Consider the following 16,277-nt stretch of genomic DNA (forward strand, 5'->3'; position numbering starts at 1 on the left):
GCGAGGCCCGTACGGTTCTGGATCGAGACGCAGCCGGGCCCATGGCCTGGCGGTCAATAACAACAAGAGATCAGACCCCATGACCACTCTGTCGCTCGAAGCGGTTTCGACCGTGCGCACCAACGCCTATCGCAAGACTGCCTGGCGTCTGATGCCATTCCTGATGCTGTGCTACCTGTGCGCCTACCTTGACCGCGTCAATGTCGGCTTCGCCAAGCTACAGATGATGAACGACCTGGCCCTTAGCGAAACCGTCTACGGCCTGGGTGCCGGCATGTTCTTCATCGGCTATTTCCTCTGCGAAGTGCCCAGCAACATCATCCTGCACAAGGTCGGGGCGCGCGTCTGGATCGCTCGGATCATGATCACCTGGGGCATTATTTCCGCGCTGTTCGCCTTCGTCGAAACCGCGTGGCAGTTCTATGTCCTGCGCTTTCTGCTCGGCGTCGCCGAAGCCGGTCTGGCACCGGGCTTGTTGCTGTACCTGACCTACTGGTTCCCGTCCTATCGGCGCGCCCGCATGACGGTGTTGTGGTTCATCGCCATCCCACTGTCAGGCATGGTCGGCGGCCCGCTCTCCGGCTGGATCATGAATCACTTCGCCGGTCTGCACGGCTGGGCGGGATGGCAATGGATGTTCGTACTGGAAGCCATCCCTACCGTCGTGGTGGGCCTGCTGGTGCTGAGCTATCTCAAGGATGGCGTGCATCAGGCCAGTTGGCTGGACGAGGACGAAAAAGCCCTGATCAGCCGCGAATTGGCCGAAGACGAACAGAAAAAAGTGACCCACACCTCGGTGCGCGAATTCATCCATGACCGTCGGTTGTGGCTGTTGGCGGGGATCTATTTCTGCGTGGTGATGGGCCAGTACGCAATCACCTTCTGGCTGCCCACCCTGGTGCGTAACGCCGGGGTGACCGATCCGCTGCACATTGGCTTCCTGACCAGCCTGCCCTACCTCTGCGCCATTGCCGCCATGTTGCTGGTGGGACGCAGCGGCGACAAACATCGTGAGCGTCGCTGGCACTTGATCGGGCCGATGATCGCTGGCGCTCTGGGCCTGACCCTCGCCGCGCTGCTGGGCGGCAACGTTCTGCTGTCGATCCTGAGCCTGTGCCTGGCCGCCTCGGGGATTCTGTCCGCTTCGTCGATGTTCTGGATGTTGCCCACCACCTTGTTGGGTGGTGTCTCTGCCGCAGCCGGCATCGCCGCCGTCAACAGTTTCGCCAACCTCGCGGGCTTCTGCTCGCCCTACCTGATTGGCTGGATCACTACGCAGACCGGCTCCAGCGCCATCGGCATGTACCTGATCACCGGCGTGCTGTTGGGCGGTGCCTTGCTGGTGCTGCGCATCCCTGCCGCCCTGGTCAATCGTTGAGTTACCGGAGTCTTACCATGACTAACCTTGCTGCCCACACCGCGTCCACGTCGCTGGCTGAACGCGCCCACAACATCCGTCATCATGCGTTGCGCATGGGACAAGTCCAGGGCCAGGGCTACGTTGGCCAGGCCCTCGGCGCCGCCGACCTGCTGGCGGTGTCGTACTTTCATGCCCTGAACTACCGACCCGACGAGCCTGAGTGGGAACAACGCGACCGCTTCTATCTGTCCATCGGTCACTACGCCATCGCACTGTACGCGGCGTTGATCGAAGCCCGTGTCATCCCCCTGGATGAGCTGGAAACCTACGGCGCCGATGACAGCCGCTTGCCCATGTCGGGCATGGCCACCTACACCCCAGGCATGGAAATCACAGGCGGCTCGCTGGGTCAGGGGCTGGGTATTGCCGTCGGCGCCTGCCTGGGATTGAAACGCAAAGACTCGTCTTCCTTCGTCTACAACCTACTGTCCGACGGTGAGTTGAATGAAGGGTCGACCTGGGAAGCGGTGATGTCAGCCTCCCACTGGAAGCTCGACAACCTGATCGCCATCGTCGACGTCAACAACCAGCAGGCCGATGGCTATTCGAACGAAATCCTTTGCTTCGAACCCATTGTCGACCGCTGGCAGGCCTTCGGCTGGTTCACCCAGCGGGTCGATGGCAATGACCTGGACGCGCTGGTCGCCGCCTTCGATGCCGCCCGCAACCACCCCGGCGCGCAACCCAGGGTGATCATCTGCGACACCCGGATGGGCAAGGGCGTGCCGTTCCTGGAAAACCGCGAAAAAACCCATTTCATCCGCGTCGAAGAACATGAGTGGGACCTGGCGCTGAGCAATCTCGAAGAAGGAAAACAGCCATGAGCAACACCGCCAACACCTCGATTTCGACGAGCGAGCCGGCCAAGAAACGCCTCACCACCTCAGCGATGATTGCGTCGATTGCCGCCGAAGGCCAGGCCACGAAACCGGCGCCTTTCGGCCATGCGCTGGCGACGCTGGCCGAGCGGCGCAAGGACATCGTCGGGCTGTCCGCCGACCTGTCCAAATACACTGACCTGCACGTTTTCGCCAAGGCCCATCCCGATCGCTTCTATCAAATGGGCATGGCCGAACAATTGTTGATGAGCGCAGCGGCCGGCATGGCCCGCGAGGGTTTCGTACCGTTCGCCACGACTTATGCCGTGTTCGCCTCCCGGCGCGCCTATGACTTCATCTGCATGGCCATTGCCGAAGAGGACCTCAACGTCAAGATCGTCTGCGGCTTGCCGGGCCTGACTACTGGCTACGGTCCCAGCCACCAGGCCACCGATGACCTGGCGATCTTTCGCGCCATGCCTAACCTGATGGTCATCGATCCATGCGACGCCCTGGAGATCGAACAGGCCGTGCCGGCCATCGCCGCACACCAGGGCCCGGTCTACATGCGCCTGCTTCGCGGCAACGTGCCGTTGGTGCTGGACGAATACGGCTACCAATTCGAGATCGGCAAGGCCAAGACGCTGCGCACAGGCAACGATGTCCTGATCGTTTCCACCGGTCTGATGACCATGCGTGCGCTGGAAGCGGCCAAAGCGTTGCAGGCTGACGGTGTCGACGTTGCGGTGCTGCATGTACCGACAATCAAGCCACTGGACGAGCAGACCATTCTCGCCGAAGCCCGCAAGCCAGGACGGCTGGTGGTAACGGCGGAAAACAGCTCGGTGATCGGTGGGCTGGGCGAAGCCGTGGCCACGGTGCTGCTGCGCAATGGCGTGACGCCGACGTTCCGGCAGATCGGCCTGCCGGATGTCTTCCTCGACGCGGGCGCCCTGCCCACGTTGCATGACCGCTACGGTATTTCATCCCAGGCGGTTTGTACGCAGATCAAAACCTGGCTGTAATGAAAAAGCGCGGGGTGCCCTTGCCGGTGCCCCGTTGCCCGACGCATAGGACACAGCACTTTGAAACCAGAAGAACTGCTCGATCCAGCGTTTCACAGCTTCATGAGCCCGAGCCCGGAACGCTGGTCACTGGATACCCTGCCCGCTATTCGCACCCGTGTGCACTCGGCATTCAAACCAGCGCACCGCGTCCGGTGCACAGAGTCCTGGATTCCGGGCACGGACGGCGAGCGTTTGCGGCTGTGTTTCTACCGCCCCACGAACTGTGTCAGTAGAGCGCCCCCTCCGACAATTCTGTATGTCCATGGTGGCGGCTTCGTGCTCGGCAGGCCGGAAATGGCCGACGATTATCTGGCCGACCTGGCCGATGAGCTGCAGGTGCCGATCGTCGCGGTGGATTATCGGCTGGCGCCCGAATATGCCTTTCCTGCCCCGTTGGAGGATTGTTATACGGCCCTTGGCTGGATGCACGTCAACGCCCTGAGCCTGAACCTCGACCCACAGCGCATTGTGGTCATGGGTCATAGCGCCGGTGGTGGGTTGGCCGCGGCGTTGGCGATCATGGCGCGCGACAGGCAGCAATATCCGGTTGCCGCTCAGGTGCTGATTTACCCGATGCTCGACCATCGAACGGGTTCGTCGGATTCGCTTTACCTGAATCCCAGCACCGGTACGTTCAATTGGCTGCCGGCGCAGAATCAGTTCTGCTGGGAGTGCCTGCGCGGCGGCTATCGCCTGGACGATGGACGGGTTGGGTGGTTTTCTCCGGCGTTGGAGCAGGCGCTCGGTGGACTGCCACCCTGCTTCCTGTCAGTTGGGGCGTTGGATTTGTTTGTCGATGAGGATGTGGCTTACGCGATGGGGTTGTCACAGGCGGGCGTGGGGGTGGAGTTGCATGTCTACCCAGGCGCGCCGCATATGTTCGACCAGGTGCCCGGGCGCATCACGACGCAGTTGGCGATTGATGTTGTTCGAGCGCTAAGGCAGTTCCTGGGCTAAAGGTGCCCTGTGTCTCACTCGGTTGTGCTCTGATCCCACGGGGGCAGGAATGTTCTCAGGATCCAAGTCCACTACACATCGTTGTGCTTCCCTTCAGCGCCAAGCCAATCTTGTGCTGCAACTCGCTTTCGGAAAACGGCTTGTGCAGGACCGGATAACCTGCGAACTCGGCCGGCACGCCGCTGGCGCCATAGCCGGTGCTGAACAGAAACGCGATGCCGCGATCGCGCAGGATCTGCGCCACCGGAAAAACCCGCTCGCCAGCCAGGTTGACATCGAGGATCGCCAAGTCGATGTGCGCCGTACTGGCCCGATCCTGGGCCGCCGTCAACCGGGCGACCGAGGCCACGACTTCGCAGCCAAGGTCTTCCAGTAACTCTTCGATCAACAGGGCGATTGCGCCTTCGTCCTCGACAACGAGCACCCTGACTCCGGCGAAGGGCGTCATGCCTAGGCTCCAATGAGGAACGAGAAGTGACAGGACACGCCCTGCGGGGCGAAGGTGAGGTCGAACGTGCCCCCCAGGTCACGCTCGATACAGCGCTTCATCAATCTCGACCCCAGCCCTTCCCGCTCCGGCCGGGACACCACCGGCCCTCCCGATTCGCGCCAGTCCAGGGTGAACAACGTTCCATGGGGTTGCGGCTGCAGTTCCCATTTGACCGACAGCGAGCCCGTTTCGACGGACATGGCGCCGTATTTAAGGGCGTTGATCGCCAATTCGTTGAGGGTCATCGTCAGGTTGAGCGCCACCCGAGTACCGACATCGATCGACGGTCCCTCGACGATCACGCGGTCAGGATCGCTGCCGAACACCGGCATCAATACTTCCTGGGCCAGGGAATCCAGCGGCGTATTGCCCCAGTGGCGCCGGGTCAGCAGATCATGCGCACGGGACAACGCCAAAAGCCTGGCTTCGAAGCGCTTGTAGCCGTCCTTCGCGTCCACCGCATCGCGCGCCGTCTGCACCGCCAGAGACTGCACGGTGGCCAGGGTATTCTTGACCCGATGATTGAGCTCGTCGATCAGCGTTTTCTGTCTGTTCTCGGCCTGTTTGCGCTCGGTGATGTCCACCAGCATGTTGATCGCTCCCACCAGGTTTCCCTCGGCATCATGTAGAGGCGTGGGGTACGGGGTGAACGGCACGCGGCTGCCATCGGGCCGTTGGGCGATGGCCTCTACGCCGCGTATCGGCCGGTTTTCCTTCAGGGCCACCGCCATCGGGCACTGATCGTGAGGCAGCGGTGTTTCATCGGTGTTGAACAGCTTCCACGTCACGCACCACAGGTCACCCAACTGCGGCGTACGGCCCGACAGTTCCACCGCCGCCCGATTGTAAAAGGTGATACGGCCCTGCGCATCGGTGGTGTAGACCGCCGCGGGCAGCGCCTCGAGGAGATTGCGCATGTGCCGTTCGCTTTCACGGATCTGCTGCTCCATCCGCTGCGTCGCGGTGACGTCCTGAAGCACCCGCACGCCATAGCGAAAGCCACCGGCGGCGTCCCTGACCGATGAACTGTGCACATCCAGGTAAAGAATTTCGCCATCGGGTTTCACGGCGCGCTTACGAACCACATAGCTGTCCAGCTCGCCGGCCACCTGACGCGCATAAAGCGCCGCGTCCTCCCCGGCGCAGTCGCGATGGGTATAGTCCAGGAATGTCATGTCCAGGAGTTCTTCGCGAGAGCGGTCCAGCATGCGGCAAAGGGCATCGTTGACACGCAGCAGGTGCCCGTCGACGTCGGCCTCGGCAATACCGATGGTGGCCGCCTCGTAGGTGGCCGCCAGCCTCTCATCGCTCTCCTGGCGCGCCGCCTCGGCGGCATGCATGCAGGTCACATCGATGGTGAAACAACGCGTGTTGAACAGCTTGCCTTCTTCGAACCGTCCGTTCGAGGTGATCGTCACATACTTGATCGAGCCATCCTTGGCCCGCAGGCGCGCCGGGTAGTCCTGCAGGCAATCACCACTGGCGAGTTTATGGAGGATTTCACCAATGACGGGGGCATCGACATGAAACTCGGTGATATGACGGCCGATGTATTCCTCTTCCGAATAGCCCAGGAGCGCCAGTTCTGCCTTGTTGGCGCGCAGGATGACCCCGTCGCCACTGACAATGTGCAGACCCACGGCGCTGTTTTCGAAGAAGTCTTCGAGGTCGGCACTTTTGCGCCGCAATTGCTCGGCCACGGCGTGGTGCACCGAGATGTCCTGGAAGCAGTTGATCGCCCCCTGGATAACGCCCCGCCGGTCCCTCAGGGCCCGGATATTCACCAGTGCCACGAATCGCGAGCCATCCGGTCGTTGAATGATGACTTCCTGGTTGCGGGTCACGCTGCCTTCGTTGAGGGCCACGGCCATCGGGCAATCCTCGGGCGCCAGGGGTGTTCCGTCAATCAGGAACAGCCGGTGGGAACCACAAAAGCGATCCCCGTTCTCCCCCAGCACGGGCGTACGTCCCCAGAGTTCGGCGGCCTCGCTGTTGTACCTGACGAGCCATCCGTGCCGGTCGCACAGGTACACGGCACCAGGAATGGCTTCGAGCGCGTTTGCGCCAATCGAAACCAGGCTTTCGTATTCACTTGACGCCAGTGCTTCCCTGGAAAGCTCTTCAACATTCGACATCGGTCATCCTCGATCTTTTCGCACTGCCGCAATGGACTCTCAGATTCCCATTGTTCTCACGAGTTCAGGAAAACCGGGATCTATCGTCCTGGTCTCTCAAAAACCGAACAATACCCGAGGCGCCTGCACCATTAACACATGCATCAGCGGCGCTGGACACGCCAATGCGTTCAACTGCTCCAGCAGGGCCAGCGCGGCCCGGGCGAAGGCGATATTCTGCGGGTCCGTCCCCCATTCGATAGATGCCGGGCACCAGCACGCCGTGGCTAAGCCAGGGACGTGCAATTGCGCCAGGTACTGTACCGGCGTGGCGTCGTAATCCGGTGTACCGCCGGCCAGGGACAAGCTGCAGTGAACGGCTGAACACATGGGCATGATGCTTGTCCTTATCCTTATAGGTGGAGCGAAAGGCAGCCGAGAGCGAACCGCGCCGCTGCGACTTGGGGGCCTCCTGTCAGCGTCGCCATCGAACATCCACACCCAAGGGGATGACGATATGACCACACCCTCGCAAGACGCACGGCAAGGCCCCCTCGGCTTCCCTTCTCCCGATGGGAAGACGATCATCGCTTCGGTCCTGCGGCGCTACGCCGAACCGCTGCCCGATCCGGACTCACCTGACTTCGCCCCGATGTTCGACCGTTACGCCGACGCACGGGTGGTTCTGATCGGCGAGGCCAGCCATGGCACCAGCGACTTCTATCGACTCAGAGCGGCCATCACCCGACGCCTGATCGAGCGGCACGGCTTCAGCATCGTTGCCGTCGAAGCGGACTGGCCGGACGCGGGCCATCTGGACCGATACGTCCGGGGACAGGCACCCTCGGCGTGGAAACGGCACATCTTCAGCCGATTCCCGACCTGGATGTGGCGCAACACCGATGTCAAGACGTTTGCCCACTGGCTGCATCGCTACAACCAGCGACTGGCCCCGGACAATCGCGTCGAATTCCGCGGGCTGGATATCTATAGTCTGCGCAACTCCATCCATGAAGTGTTGGCCTATCTGGAACGGGTCGATCCCCGACTGGCCCAGGAAGCCCGACGGCGATATGGCTGCCTGACGCCCTGGCAGGATGAGCCTGCGTTGTACGGCCACTTCGTCGAACGCGATGGCTTGATGCCCTGTGAAAATGCGGTGGTCGAGCAACTCAATACCCTGTTGGCCGAACGGCTGGCGGGGCTGGTCAAGGACGACGAGGCGTTTTTCAATGCCGCGCAGAATGCACGGGTCGTCCAAGCGGCCGAGCATTATTACCGGGCGATTTATCGCGGATCGACCACCTCCTGGAACCTGCGCGACCAACACATGTTCGACACCTTGCAGGCTCTGCTGGAACATCGCGGCCCCCAAGCGAAAGCGGTGGTATGGGCACATAACTCCCACATCGGCAACGCGGCCGCCACGCAGATGGGTTGGAAGGGCCAATTCAATATCGGCCAGCTCTGCCGCAACACCCATGGCCACGACGCGGTGCTGATCGGCATGGGCACCGACCGCGGCCAGGTGGCAGCGGCCGACGACTGGGACGGCGACATGCTCATCAAGGACGTCCGCCCGTCCCGCCCTGACAGTTGGGAATATCAGTTCCTCAAGGCAGGCATCGCGGCGTCCCTGACCGACTGGCGAGACCCACGACGCACGGAGCTGCGCCACGCCCTCTCCAAGCCCCTGCTGGAAAGGGCCATCGGCGTGATCTACCGCCCCGAAACCGAACGCCACAGTCACTACTTCGAGGCCGTGCTGGCCGAGCAATTCGACGCCATGATCTGGGTCGAACAGACGCAACCGGTAACCGCACTGGCATTGCCCGAGGGCCAGGCAATCGAATCGGAAGACGAAACCTTTCCGTTCGGCGTGTAGCCGGCCGGCACAAGCCTGACCCTACGGATGGACGTCGCCCGTCGACTCTCGTTGCCAGGCACGCTGCAACAGATCGATGACGACTTCATCCGGGGTCTGGGAAAAGTCCTCGTACCAATGACCGATCGAGATCATCCACTCAGGCACCAGCGGGCAAATCACCTCGTCCACCTCGCTGCGCAAGGCCTCCAGGGTTTCCAGGGGGGCAACCGGTACGGCGACGACGATGCGCGAAGGTGCCTGGGTCCGCACCGCGTGGATCGCCGCCATCATGGAAGCTCCCGTCGCCAGGCCATCGTCGATCAGAATCACCACCTGGTCCTTGAGCTGCAGCGGCGCGCGCGTCCCCCGGTACGCCTGTTCACGACGCATCAGCTCGCGTGACTCCTGCTCGACCACCGCGTCGAAGCGGTCCTGGTCGATCGGATGCGCACGCAGTACATCGTCATTGAGGATTCTGATCCCGCCACTGGCGATGGCGCCCATGGCGAACTCTGGATTCGACGCCATGCCCAGCTTGCGCACCAGCATCAGGTCCAGGCGCACTTGCAGGGCGGTGGCGACTTCATACGCCACCGGGACCCCGCCGCGAGGCAGGGCCAGCACGGCAACATCCGGTCGATGGGCGTACTTGAGCAAATGGTTCGCCAGCCCTTGTCCTGCGGCGCGCCGGTCCTTCAAGACGGTTTGCAGCGAGGGACTCTGACCCATTGGGAACCTCCCCAGGCGAAGACGCCTGCGTACGTGATGAATTTCAACGAAATCAACCCGCCGGGCGCGATCAATGCCCTGATAACGCCTCTACGGCATCATTAAGAATAGCCCGGTTCGACTGAGTGCCGGTTGGATCACGAAGCCAGTTCGAGGCGATCAGGCGCTGGCCGCCGGATCGGCATGCCGAGGCAACCCCACCGACACCACGGCCGCCACCACCACGAACAGGCTGGAGATCCACAGGCACGCCTCCAGGCCATGCACCTGGTACACCCAACCGGACAGCAGCGTGCCGATCAACCGCCCCATGGCGTTGGACATGTAGTAGAACCCCACGTCCAACGAAACGCCGTCCTCCTTGGCGTAGGAAACAATCAGGTAGCTGTGCAGGGACGAGTTCACGGCGAACAGCACACCGAACACCATGAGCCCGCCGAGCAGCACCCCCTGCGACGGCCCGCCGCCCAGCCCCAGCGCGATGGCTGCCGGCAGGCCCGCCAGGGCAAGGGCCCAGAGAAACGCCGTGCGGCCATCCGGCACATGGCCCCGTTTCTTGCCGGTGATGCGCGGAGCGAAGGATTGCACGATGCCGTAGCCGATCACCCAGGCGGAGAGAAACCCGCCCACCTTCCAGAAGTCCCAGCCCAGGACGCTGCTCAGGTAGACCGGCAAGGCCACCACGAACCAGACGTCGCGTGCGCCGAACAGGAACATCCGCGCCGCCGAGAGCAGATTGATCGCCCGGCTCTTGGACAGCAGGTCGCGAAACCTGGGCTTGGCCCTGGACTTGCCCAGGTCCTTTTTCAGCAGGATCAGGCTACCCAGCCAGATCAGCCCCAGTACGCCAGCCATCGCCAGCAGCGAGCCCTTGAAACCGATCCATGCCAGCAAGGCCCCGCCGAGGAAGAAACCCACGCCCTTGAGGGCGTTTTTCGAACCGGTGAGAATCGCCACCCAACTGTAGAGCCGGCCTTGCTGCCCATCCGGCACCAACAATTTGATGGCGCTTTTGGCACTCATCTTGTTCAGGTCCTTGGCGACGCCAGACAGCGCCTGCGCGCTCATCACCCAGGGCACCGTCAGCCATGCGGCTGGAACGGTCAGCATCAGCAATGCAACGACCTGCATGCCCAGCCCGATGTTCATGGTCCGGTTCAACCCCAGCCGGGCGCCGAGATAGCCGCCCACGAGGTTGGTGACGACGCCAAAGAGTTCATAGAACAGAAACAACGCCGCGATCTGCAACGGGCTATAACCCAGTGCATGGAAATGCAGCACCACCAACATGCGCAAGGCACCATCGGTGAGGGTGAAGGCCCAGTAATTGCCCGTCACGAGCAGATATTGCCGCACCGGGCCGGGCAAGGTTTTCATGGTTGCTCCTCAGACCGCCAGGCCCACCATCCGGGCCAATTCGACGGTGCGATTGGCGTAGCCCCATTCGTTGTCGTACCAGGCGTAGAGCTTGACCTGGGTGCCATTGATGACCATGGTCGACAGCGCATCGATGATTGATGAGCGCGGGTCGGTACGATAGTCGATGGACACCAGCGGACGCTCTTCGAAACCGAGGATGTCCTTCAATTCGTTCTCGGAAGCGTCCTTGAGCAACCGGTTCACTTCCTCGACCGTGGTGGCTCGCTCGACCTCGAAGACGCAGTCAGTCAGCGAAGCGTTGGCCAGGGGCACGCGTACGGCGTGACCGTTCAGGCGCCCGCGCAATTCTGGAAAGATCTCCGCGATGGCCGTGGCCGAGCCGGTACTGGTGGGAATCAGGCTCATGCCCGAAGCACGGGCGCGGCGCAAGTCCTTGTGAGGTTGGTCGAGAATGCTCTGGGTGTTGGTCAGGTCATGGATAGTGGTGATCGAACCATGGCGGATGCCCAGTTTCTCGTGGATCACCTTGACCACCGGCGCCAGGCAATTGGTGGTACAGGATGCCGCCGTGACGATGGGGTGTTCGGCGGGCTTGAACAGCTGATGATTGACGCCCATGACGATGTTCAGCGCGCCCTTCTCCTTCACCGGGGCGCTGACCACTACACGCTTCACGCCTTGATCGAGGTATGCCTGGAGCACGGCGACCGTCTTCATCTTGCCGCTGGCCTCGATCACCAGATCGCAGGCCGACCAGTCGGTGTCGGCAATTGCCTTGTTGGCTGTGACCCTGATCTGTTTGCCGTCAATGACGATGCTGTCGCCCTGGGAATCGGCCCGATGATTCCAGCGGCCATGCACTGAATCGAAGTTCAGCAGGTGCGCGTGGGTGGCCGCGTCGCCGGCCGGATCGTTGATTTGCACGAACTCGAATTCCGGCCATTGCCACGCCGCCCGCAAAGCAAGACGACCGATACGCCCGAAACCGTTGATGCCCACTTTGATCGTCATGCTTGCCATCACCCATATGCGAAAAACCGAATATATGTTTTTCCAAATATAAAGAAAAGCCTTGCTCCGCTTGTCCCTGGTGGGGCGCTTGCGAGTGCTGCATGCAACGAGAACTCCTGCGCAGGTCGTTCAAATTTTGGCCCGACCTTGATTTGAAGAAACCTCAGCCTGCTTTCCCGTAGTACAGTGCACGACATGAAAATCACCGGCCACTTCGAGGCATCTGAAATGGCCAGGATCCACCTACCGTCCCCAGCGATATCAGCATGATCGAAATCACCGAAGTTTCCATTGCCCAACTGCGCGCAGCGCTCGAATCCGGCCAGACGACGGCGGTTGAGCTTGTCCAGGCCTACCTCGCCAGGATCGATGCCTACGATGGCCCCGACACGCCCACCGCGCTCAACGCGGTCGTGGTTCGCAATCCCGAAGCGCTCGCCGAGGCGCAGGCATCGGATGCCCGTCGCGCCAGAGGCCAGACACTGGGGCCGCTCGACGGCATTCCCTACACGGCCAAGGACAGTTACCTGGTCAAGGGGCTCACCGCCGCTTCCGGCAGCCCGGCTTTCGCCAAGCTGATCGCCTATCGGGATGCGTTCACCATCGAACGGCTTCGTGCCGCCGGGGCGATCTGCCTGGGCAAGACCAACATGCCGCCCATGGCCAATGGCGGCATGCAGCGCGGGGTGTATGGCCGCGCGGAAAGCCCCTACAACCGCGACTATCTCACCGCCCCGTTCGCATCGGGCTCTTCCAATGGTGCGGGCACTGCAACGGCGGCCAGTTTCGCGGCGTTCGGCCTGGCTGAAGAAACCTGGTCGAGCGGGCGTGGCCCGGCATCGAACAATGGCTTGTGCGCCTATACCCCTTCCCGCGGGGTGATCTCGGTACGCGGCAACTGGCCACTGACGCCGACGATGGACGTGGTCGTGCCCTACGCCAGGACCATGGCCGATCTTCTGGAAGTGCTCGATGTCGTGGTGGCCAATGACCCGGACACCCGGGGAGACCTGTGGCGCCTGCAACCCTGGGTGCCGATCCCGAGTGTAGACGCCGTCCGGCCCGTTTCCTATCCGCAGCTGGCCGCCAACGCAAGCGCTCTGGCCGGCGTCCGCTTCGGCGTTCCCCGCATGTACATCAATGCCGATCCCGAAGCCGGTACGGCCGAAGCGCCGGGCATTGGCGGTCCGACAGGGCAACGCATCGTCACCCGTGCCTCGGTGATTGCCCTCTGGGAGCAGACTCGCCAGGCGCTCGAAGCCTGCGGCGCACAAGTGATCGAGGTTGACTTCCCGCTGGTGTCCAACTGCGAAGGCGACCGCCCGGGCGCGCCGACCGTGTTCACCCGCGGCCTGGTGTCCAAGGCGTTCCTGCACCATGAGCTATGGGATCTGTCGGCCTGGGCGTTCGATGATTTCCTGCGGGCCAACGACGATCCGGCACTCAACCGCCTGGCCGACGTCGACGGCCCGCTGATTTTCCCTCACGATCCGGGCACCCTGCCCAACCGTGAGGACGACCTTGCCGCCGGCATGGACGAATACGTGAATATGGCCAAGCGCGGTATCACACCCTGGGACCAGATCCCCACCCTGCCCGATGGCCTGCGTGGGCTTGAAGCGACACGCAAGATCGATCTGGAAGACTGGATGGACCACCTCGGCCTCGATGCGGTGATCTTCCCCACCGTGGCCGATGTCGGGCCAGCGGACGCCGACGTCAACCCGGTGTCCGCCGATATCGCCTGGAGCAACGGGGTCTGGGTCGCCAACGGCAACCTGGCCATCCGGCACCTGGGCGTTCCCACTGTCACGGTGCCGATGGGCATCATGGCAGACATCGGCATGCCCGTCGGGCTGACATTTGCCGGCCGTGCCTATGACGATTCGACGCTGTTGCGCCTGGCCTCGGCGTATGAGTCCCTGGGATCGAAACGTCAGGTTCCACCCCGGACGCCGCCGCTGTCGGCCAGGGGGCGCTGAAACCCTCCCCGCCTACAATCGGAAGTGTCTCTGAAGGGTCCGCAAAAGCAGGCTCACCGCCTCATCGGCGTGTGAGGCCTGCGACCGCATGAACACCACCTCATGCTCTGCTATGACGGGCAGATCGTCGAGAATCTGCATGCGCTCCGTTACACGCGCCCGATCTATCAGACTGATCGCCAGCCCGGCCTCCACGCAGGCCTTCACCGCCTGGTTGGAGGGGCTTTCCAATACGATGCGCAACCGGCGGCCGCTCTGCCTGAGCGATTCCATCATGGCCTGCCGATAAGGGCACTGCGAAGCATGCACGGCCAACGGAAGCGGCTCCAACGCCGTCACCGCCGTGTTCATCGACGCGACCCAGACGGGCGTGGTGGTTTCCAGCACCGGGTCCTGCCCAACACCCTGACCTTTTGGCTGGGTCACGATTGCCGCCTGGATTTTCCCACGCTGTACCTGATCCCGTAGCGCATAGCTGGGTGCCGTCTTGAGCTCCAGTACGACGTTTGGCCACGCCCCGGCAAAGGTCGGGAGGACGTCACGGATGACATGGTCGGCATACTCATCCGGCACACCAAAGGTCACGCGCCCTGCCAGGCGGGTGCCCTGCAGGTCGGCCAGCACTCGATCATGGGTACTCAACAGCTCGCCCGTCGACATGAGCAAACGTTTGCCCAGCCCGGTCAGGGAGACGGATTGGTTATCCCGGTTGAGCAACCGTCCTCCGGCGATCGCTTCCAGCCGCTGTATGTGGACGCTCACCGCCGCCGGGCTTTTGTGAAGCTGCTCGGCCGCGGCGCTGAATTTTTCCAGCCGTGCCACGGTGTGAAAGGTGCGGATCAATTCGATATCGAGAATGGAAGCCATGATTCAGTTTTCCTGAACGACTGCTACAGGACATTTTGATTTATTAGATTAGTCCGCTCTCGTAGCCTTTGGGCATGAACCGACCAAAAACACTGTCCCGCAGCCCCCTGACCAAGCCTGATTGGCGCTTGGCGATTCCATTGCCCATGCTCGAGGCTGCGCTGCTGCTGGCCTGGAGCTCGGGGTTTGTCGGTGCTCGGTTCTCGCTGGATTACGCACCCGTATGGCTGGTGGTGTTCTGGCGTTGCGTCCTGGTTTCGCTTGTCCTGTTTCCCTTCGTCATCAAAGCGTTGCTGCAGACCCCACGTACGGTGCTGCTGAAAAACGCAGGCATCGGGCTTCTGGCCATGGCGGGCTACCTGGCCGGTATTACTCAGGGAATCGCCCTCGGCGTACCCGCCGGCCTGGCTGCGCTGTTCGCCGACCTGCTGCCGATGGGCCTGGCATTGTTGAGCGCTGGCGTTCTCGGCCAGCGCCTGGCCTGGCCAGTCTGGGTCGGATTGGTGATCGGCCTGATCGGCGTTGCCCTGGTGACCCAGGGTGCACTGGCCTGGGGAAACGCCCCGATCTGGGCCTATGGCCTGCCGTTGTTGGGCATGTTTTCCCTCGCCGTCGCGACCCTCTGGCAAAAATCTCTGTGTCCTTCGCAGCGAATGGGCTTGCTGCCCAATCTCTGGTTGCAATGCGCGGTGTCGGGCCTTGCCTTCGCTATTGCCCAGGGCGCACAGGGTGGCCTTGCGCCGATACCCGGGACGGGATTCGCGCTCAGCGTGTTATGGACCGCGGGATTGTCGACGATAGGCGGCTATGGGCTCTATTGGATGTGCCTGCGTCGTGCGACCGCCACCCGCGTCACCAGCCTTTTGTACCTCAGCCCGCCCATTACGATGCTGTGGGCCTGGGCCATGTTCGACGAACCGCTGTCCTGGCAAATGGCAGTGGGCATGGCTGCATCCGGAATCGGCATCTGGATGGTGGTACGTACGGAAGCTCGGGACGCACTACCAGGCGGTAGCCCTGCTACTTCGCCGCCGGGTACGTCAGCTTGAGCCCATGCACCTGCGCGACGGGATTCAACAAGGCCTTGCTCGCCTTGCCTTTGTCCATGATGTGAATGACTTCAACTTCCCGGACCAAAAGATAATCCGCAATGATCCTGCGATGGCAGCGCCACCAGACCGCTTCGGCACACATGATGGCGCAGCGTCGGGTTTCGCTCAGTGACAGAAGGCGTTCGAGGCCGACCTCGAACGTCTCCGTGAGTGCATGATCCGCGTAGTTATGAAAGCTCCGGTTGTTCCAAAAGCCGTTGGTTTGCTCGGGGATGGTCGTGGACTTCTTGCGCAACCCGCCGAGCTCCAGGATCCGGTCATGATGGATCCCGAACCCGGCCAACGAGTCGGGCAACGTATCCAGGTTGTACTGAGGATTTGTCCGGGATCGCGGGACCGTTCTGACATCGACAATCGTATCCACGCCGAAGCCCTGAACGATTTCCACGAACTGCTCGAGGGTCCGGGTCGAATGGCCGATCGTATAGACGGTGCCATGACTCATGGATGACCCTCGAGCAAT

Annotated in this window: 15 protein-coding genes; 7 read left to right on the plus strand and 8 right to left on the minus strand. The window is 62.2% G+C overall.

What is annotated here, in order from left to right; all coding sequences use genetic code 11:
* The first annotated feature begins 79 nt into the window (after positions 1-79).
* From LCU97_RS22215 to LCU97_RS22230, 4 genes are read left to right on the plus strand one after another with little or no spacing between them, the layout of a single operon-like run.
* Entirely contained in the window at positions 80-1,378 is a 1,299-nt protein-coding gene (locus LCU97_RS22215; RefSeq protein ID WP_053157053.1) for an MFS transporter, read from the plus strand.
* A 17-nt stretch (positions 1,379-1,395) separates the two neighbouring features.
* Positions 1,396-2,244 carry a transketolase gene (locus LCU97_RS22220; protein WP_232777785.1) on the plus strand — a complete coding sequence of 283 codons (849 nt, stop codon included), beginning with the start codon at positions 1,396-1,398 and terminating at the stop codon, positions 2,242-2,244.
* The gene (locus LCU97_RS22225) at positions 2,241-3,263 is read left to right on the plus strand and encodes a transketolase family protein (protein WP_053157059.1); all 1,023 of its coding nucleotides are present in this window, start codon (positions 2,241-2,243) and stop codon (positions 3,261-3,263) included. Before LCU97_RS22220 ends, LCU97_RS22225 begins: the two co-directional genes overlap by 4 nt.
* 60 nt (positions 3,264-3,323) lie before the next feature.
* A complete protein-coding gene (locus tag LCU97_RS22230) occupies positions 3,324-4,262 on the plus strand; it encodes an alpha/beta hydrolase (RefSeq protein ID WP_232777786.1) in 939 nt (312 codons plus the stop codon).
* 55 nt (positions 4,263-4,317) lie between these two features.
* Here the strand turns inward: LCU97_RS22230 and LCU97_RS22235 are convergent, their stop codons facing one another.
* From LCU97_RS22235 to LCU97_RS22245, 3 genes are all read right to left on the minus strand, one after another.
* A complete protein-coding gene (locus tag LCU97_RS22235) occupies positions 4,318-4,710 on the minus strand; it encodes a response regulator (RefSeq protein ID WP_053157062.1) in 393 nt (130 codons plus the stop codon).
* 2 nt (positions 4,711-4,712) lie between these two features.
* Complete coding sequence (locus LCU97_RS22240) at positions 4,713-6,887, minus strand: PAS domain-containing sensor histidine kinase (protein ID WP_232777787.1); 2,175 nt, start codon at positions 6,885-6,887, stop codon at positions 4,713-4,715.
* A 96-nt stretch (positions 6,888-6,983) separates the two neighbouring features.
* Positions 6,984-7,262 carry a hypothetical protein gene (locus tag LCU97_RS22245; protein WP_232777788.1) on the minus strand — a complete coding sequence of 93 codons (279 nt, stop codon included), beginning with the start codon at positions 7,260-7,262 and terminating at the stop codon, positions 6,984-6,986.
* Positions 7,263-7,383: 121 nt separating this feature from the next.
* Between LCU97_RS22245 and LCU97_RS22250 the strand changes: the two genes are divergently transcribed.
* Positions 7,384-8,751, plus strand: a complete 1,368-nt coding sequence (locus tag LCU97_RS22250) for an erythromycin esterase family protein (protein WP_232777789.1) — start codon at positions 7,384-7,386, stop codon at positions 8,749-8,751.
* A 21-nt stretch (positions 8,752-8,772) separates the two neighbouring features.
* Here the strand turns inward: LCU97_RS22250 and LCU97_RS22255 are convergent, their stop codons facing one another.
* The 3 genes from LCU97_RS22255 to LCU97_RS22265 form a co-directional block, all read right to left on the minus strand.
* On the minus strand, positions 8,773-9,462 hold the full coding sequence (locus tag LCU97_RS22255) for a phosphoribosyltransferase (RefSeq protein WP_232777790.1): 690 nt from the start codon (positions 9,460-9,462) through the stop codon (positions 8,773-8,775).
* A gap of 159 nt (positions 9,463-9,621) precedes the next feature.
* Positions 9,622-10,839 (minus strand): organoarsenical effux MFS transporter ArsJ, encoded by a 1,218-nt coding sequence (gene arsJ / locus LCU97_RS22260; protein WP_053157083.1) that lies wholly within the window; start codon positions 10,837-10,839, stop codon positions 9,622-9,624.
* 9 nt (positions 10,840-10,848) lie between these two features.
* Positions 10,849-11,853, minus strand: coding sequence for an ArsJ-associated glyceraldehyde-3-phosphate dehydrogenase (locus LCU97_RS22265; RefSeq protein WP_053158828.1), 1,005 nt, complete (start codon positions 11,851-11,853; stop codon positions 10,849-10,851).
* 266 nt (positions 11,854-12,119) lie between these two features.
* Here LCU97_RS22265 and LCU97_RS22270 point away from each other — a divergent pair, with 266 nt between their 5' ends.
* Entirely contained in the window at positions 12,120-13,835 is a 1,716-nt protein-coding gene (locus tag LCU97_RS22270; protein WP_232777791.1) for an amidase, read from the plus strand.
* Between the two features lie 12 nt (positions 13,836-13,847).
* Here LCU97_RS22270 and LCU97_RS22275 read toward each other — a convergent pair whose 3' ends face one another.
* On the minus strand, positions 13,848-14,702 hold the full coding sequence (locus LCU97_RS22275; protein ID WP_053157089.1) for a LysR family transcriptional regulator: 855 nt from the start codon (positions 14,700-14,702) through the stop codon (positions 13,848-13,850).
* Positions 14,703-14,776: 74 nt separating this feature from the next.
* Between LCU97_RS22275 and LCU97_RS22280 the strand changes: the two genes are divergently transcribed.
* Complete coding sequence (locus tag LCU97_RS22280; protein WP_053157092.1) at positions 14,777-15,751, plus strand: DMT family transporter; 975 nt, start codon at positions 14,777-14,779, stop codon at positions 15,749-15,751.
* Here the strand turns inward: LCU97_RS22280 and LCU97_RS22285 are convergent.
* Complete coding sequence (locus tag LCU97_RS22285; protein WP_053157095.1) at positions 15,723-16,259, minus strand: DUF488 domain-containing protein; 537 nt, start codon at positions 16,257-16,259, stop codon at positions 15,723-15,725. The genes LCU97_RS22280 and LCU97_RS22285 overlap by 29 nt on opposite strands.
* Positions 16,260-16,277: the final 18 nt, after the last annotated feature.

It is taken from the genome of Pseudomonas uvaldensis (assembly GCF_021271205.1).
Classification (GTDB): domain Bacteria; phylum Pseudomonadota; class Gammaproteobacteria; order Pseudomonadales; family Pseudomonadaceae; genus Aquipseudomonas; species Aquipseudomonas uvaldensis.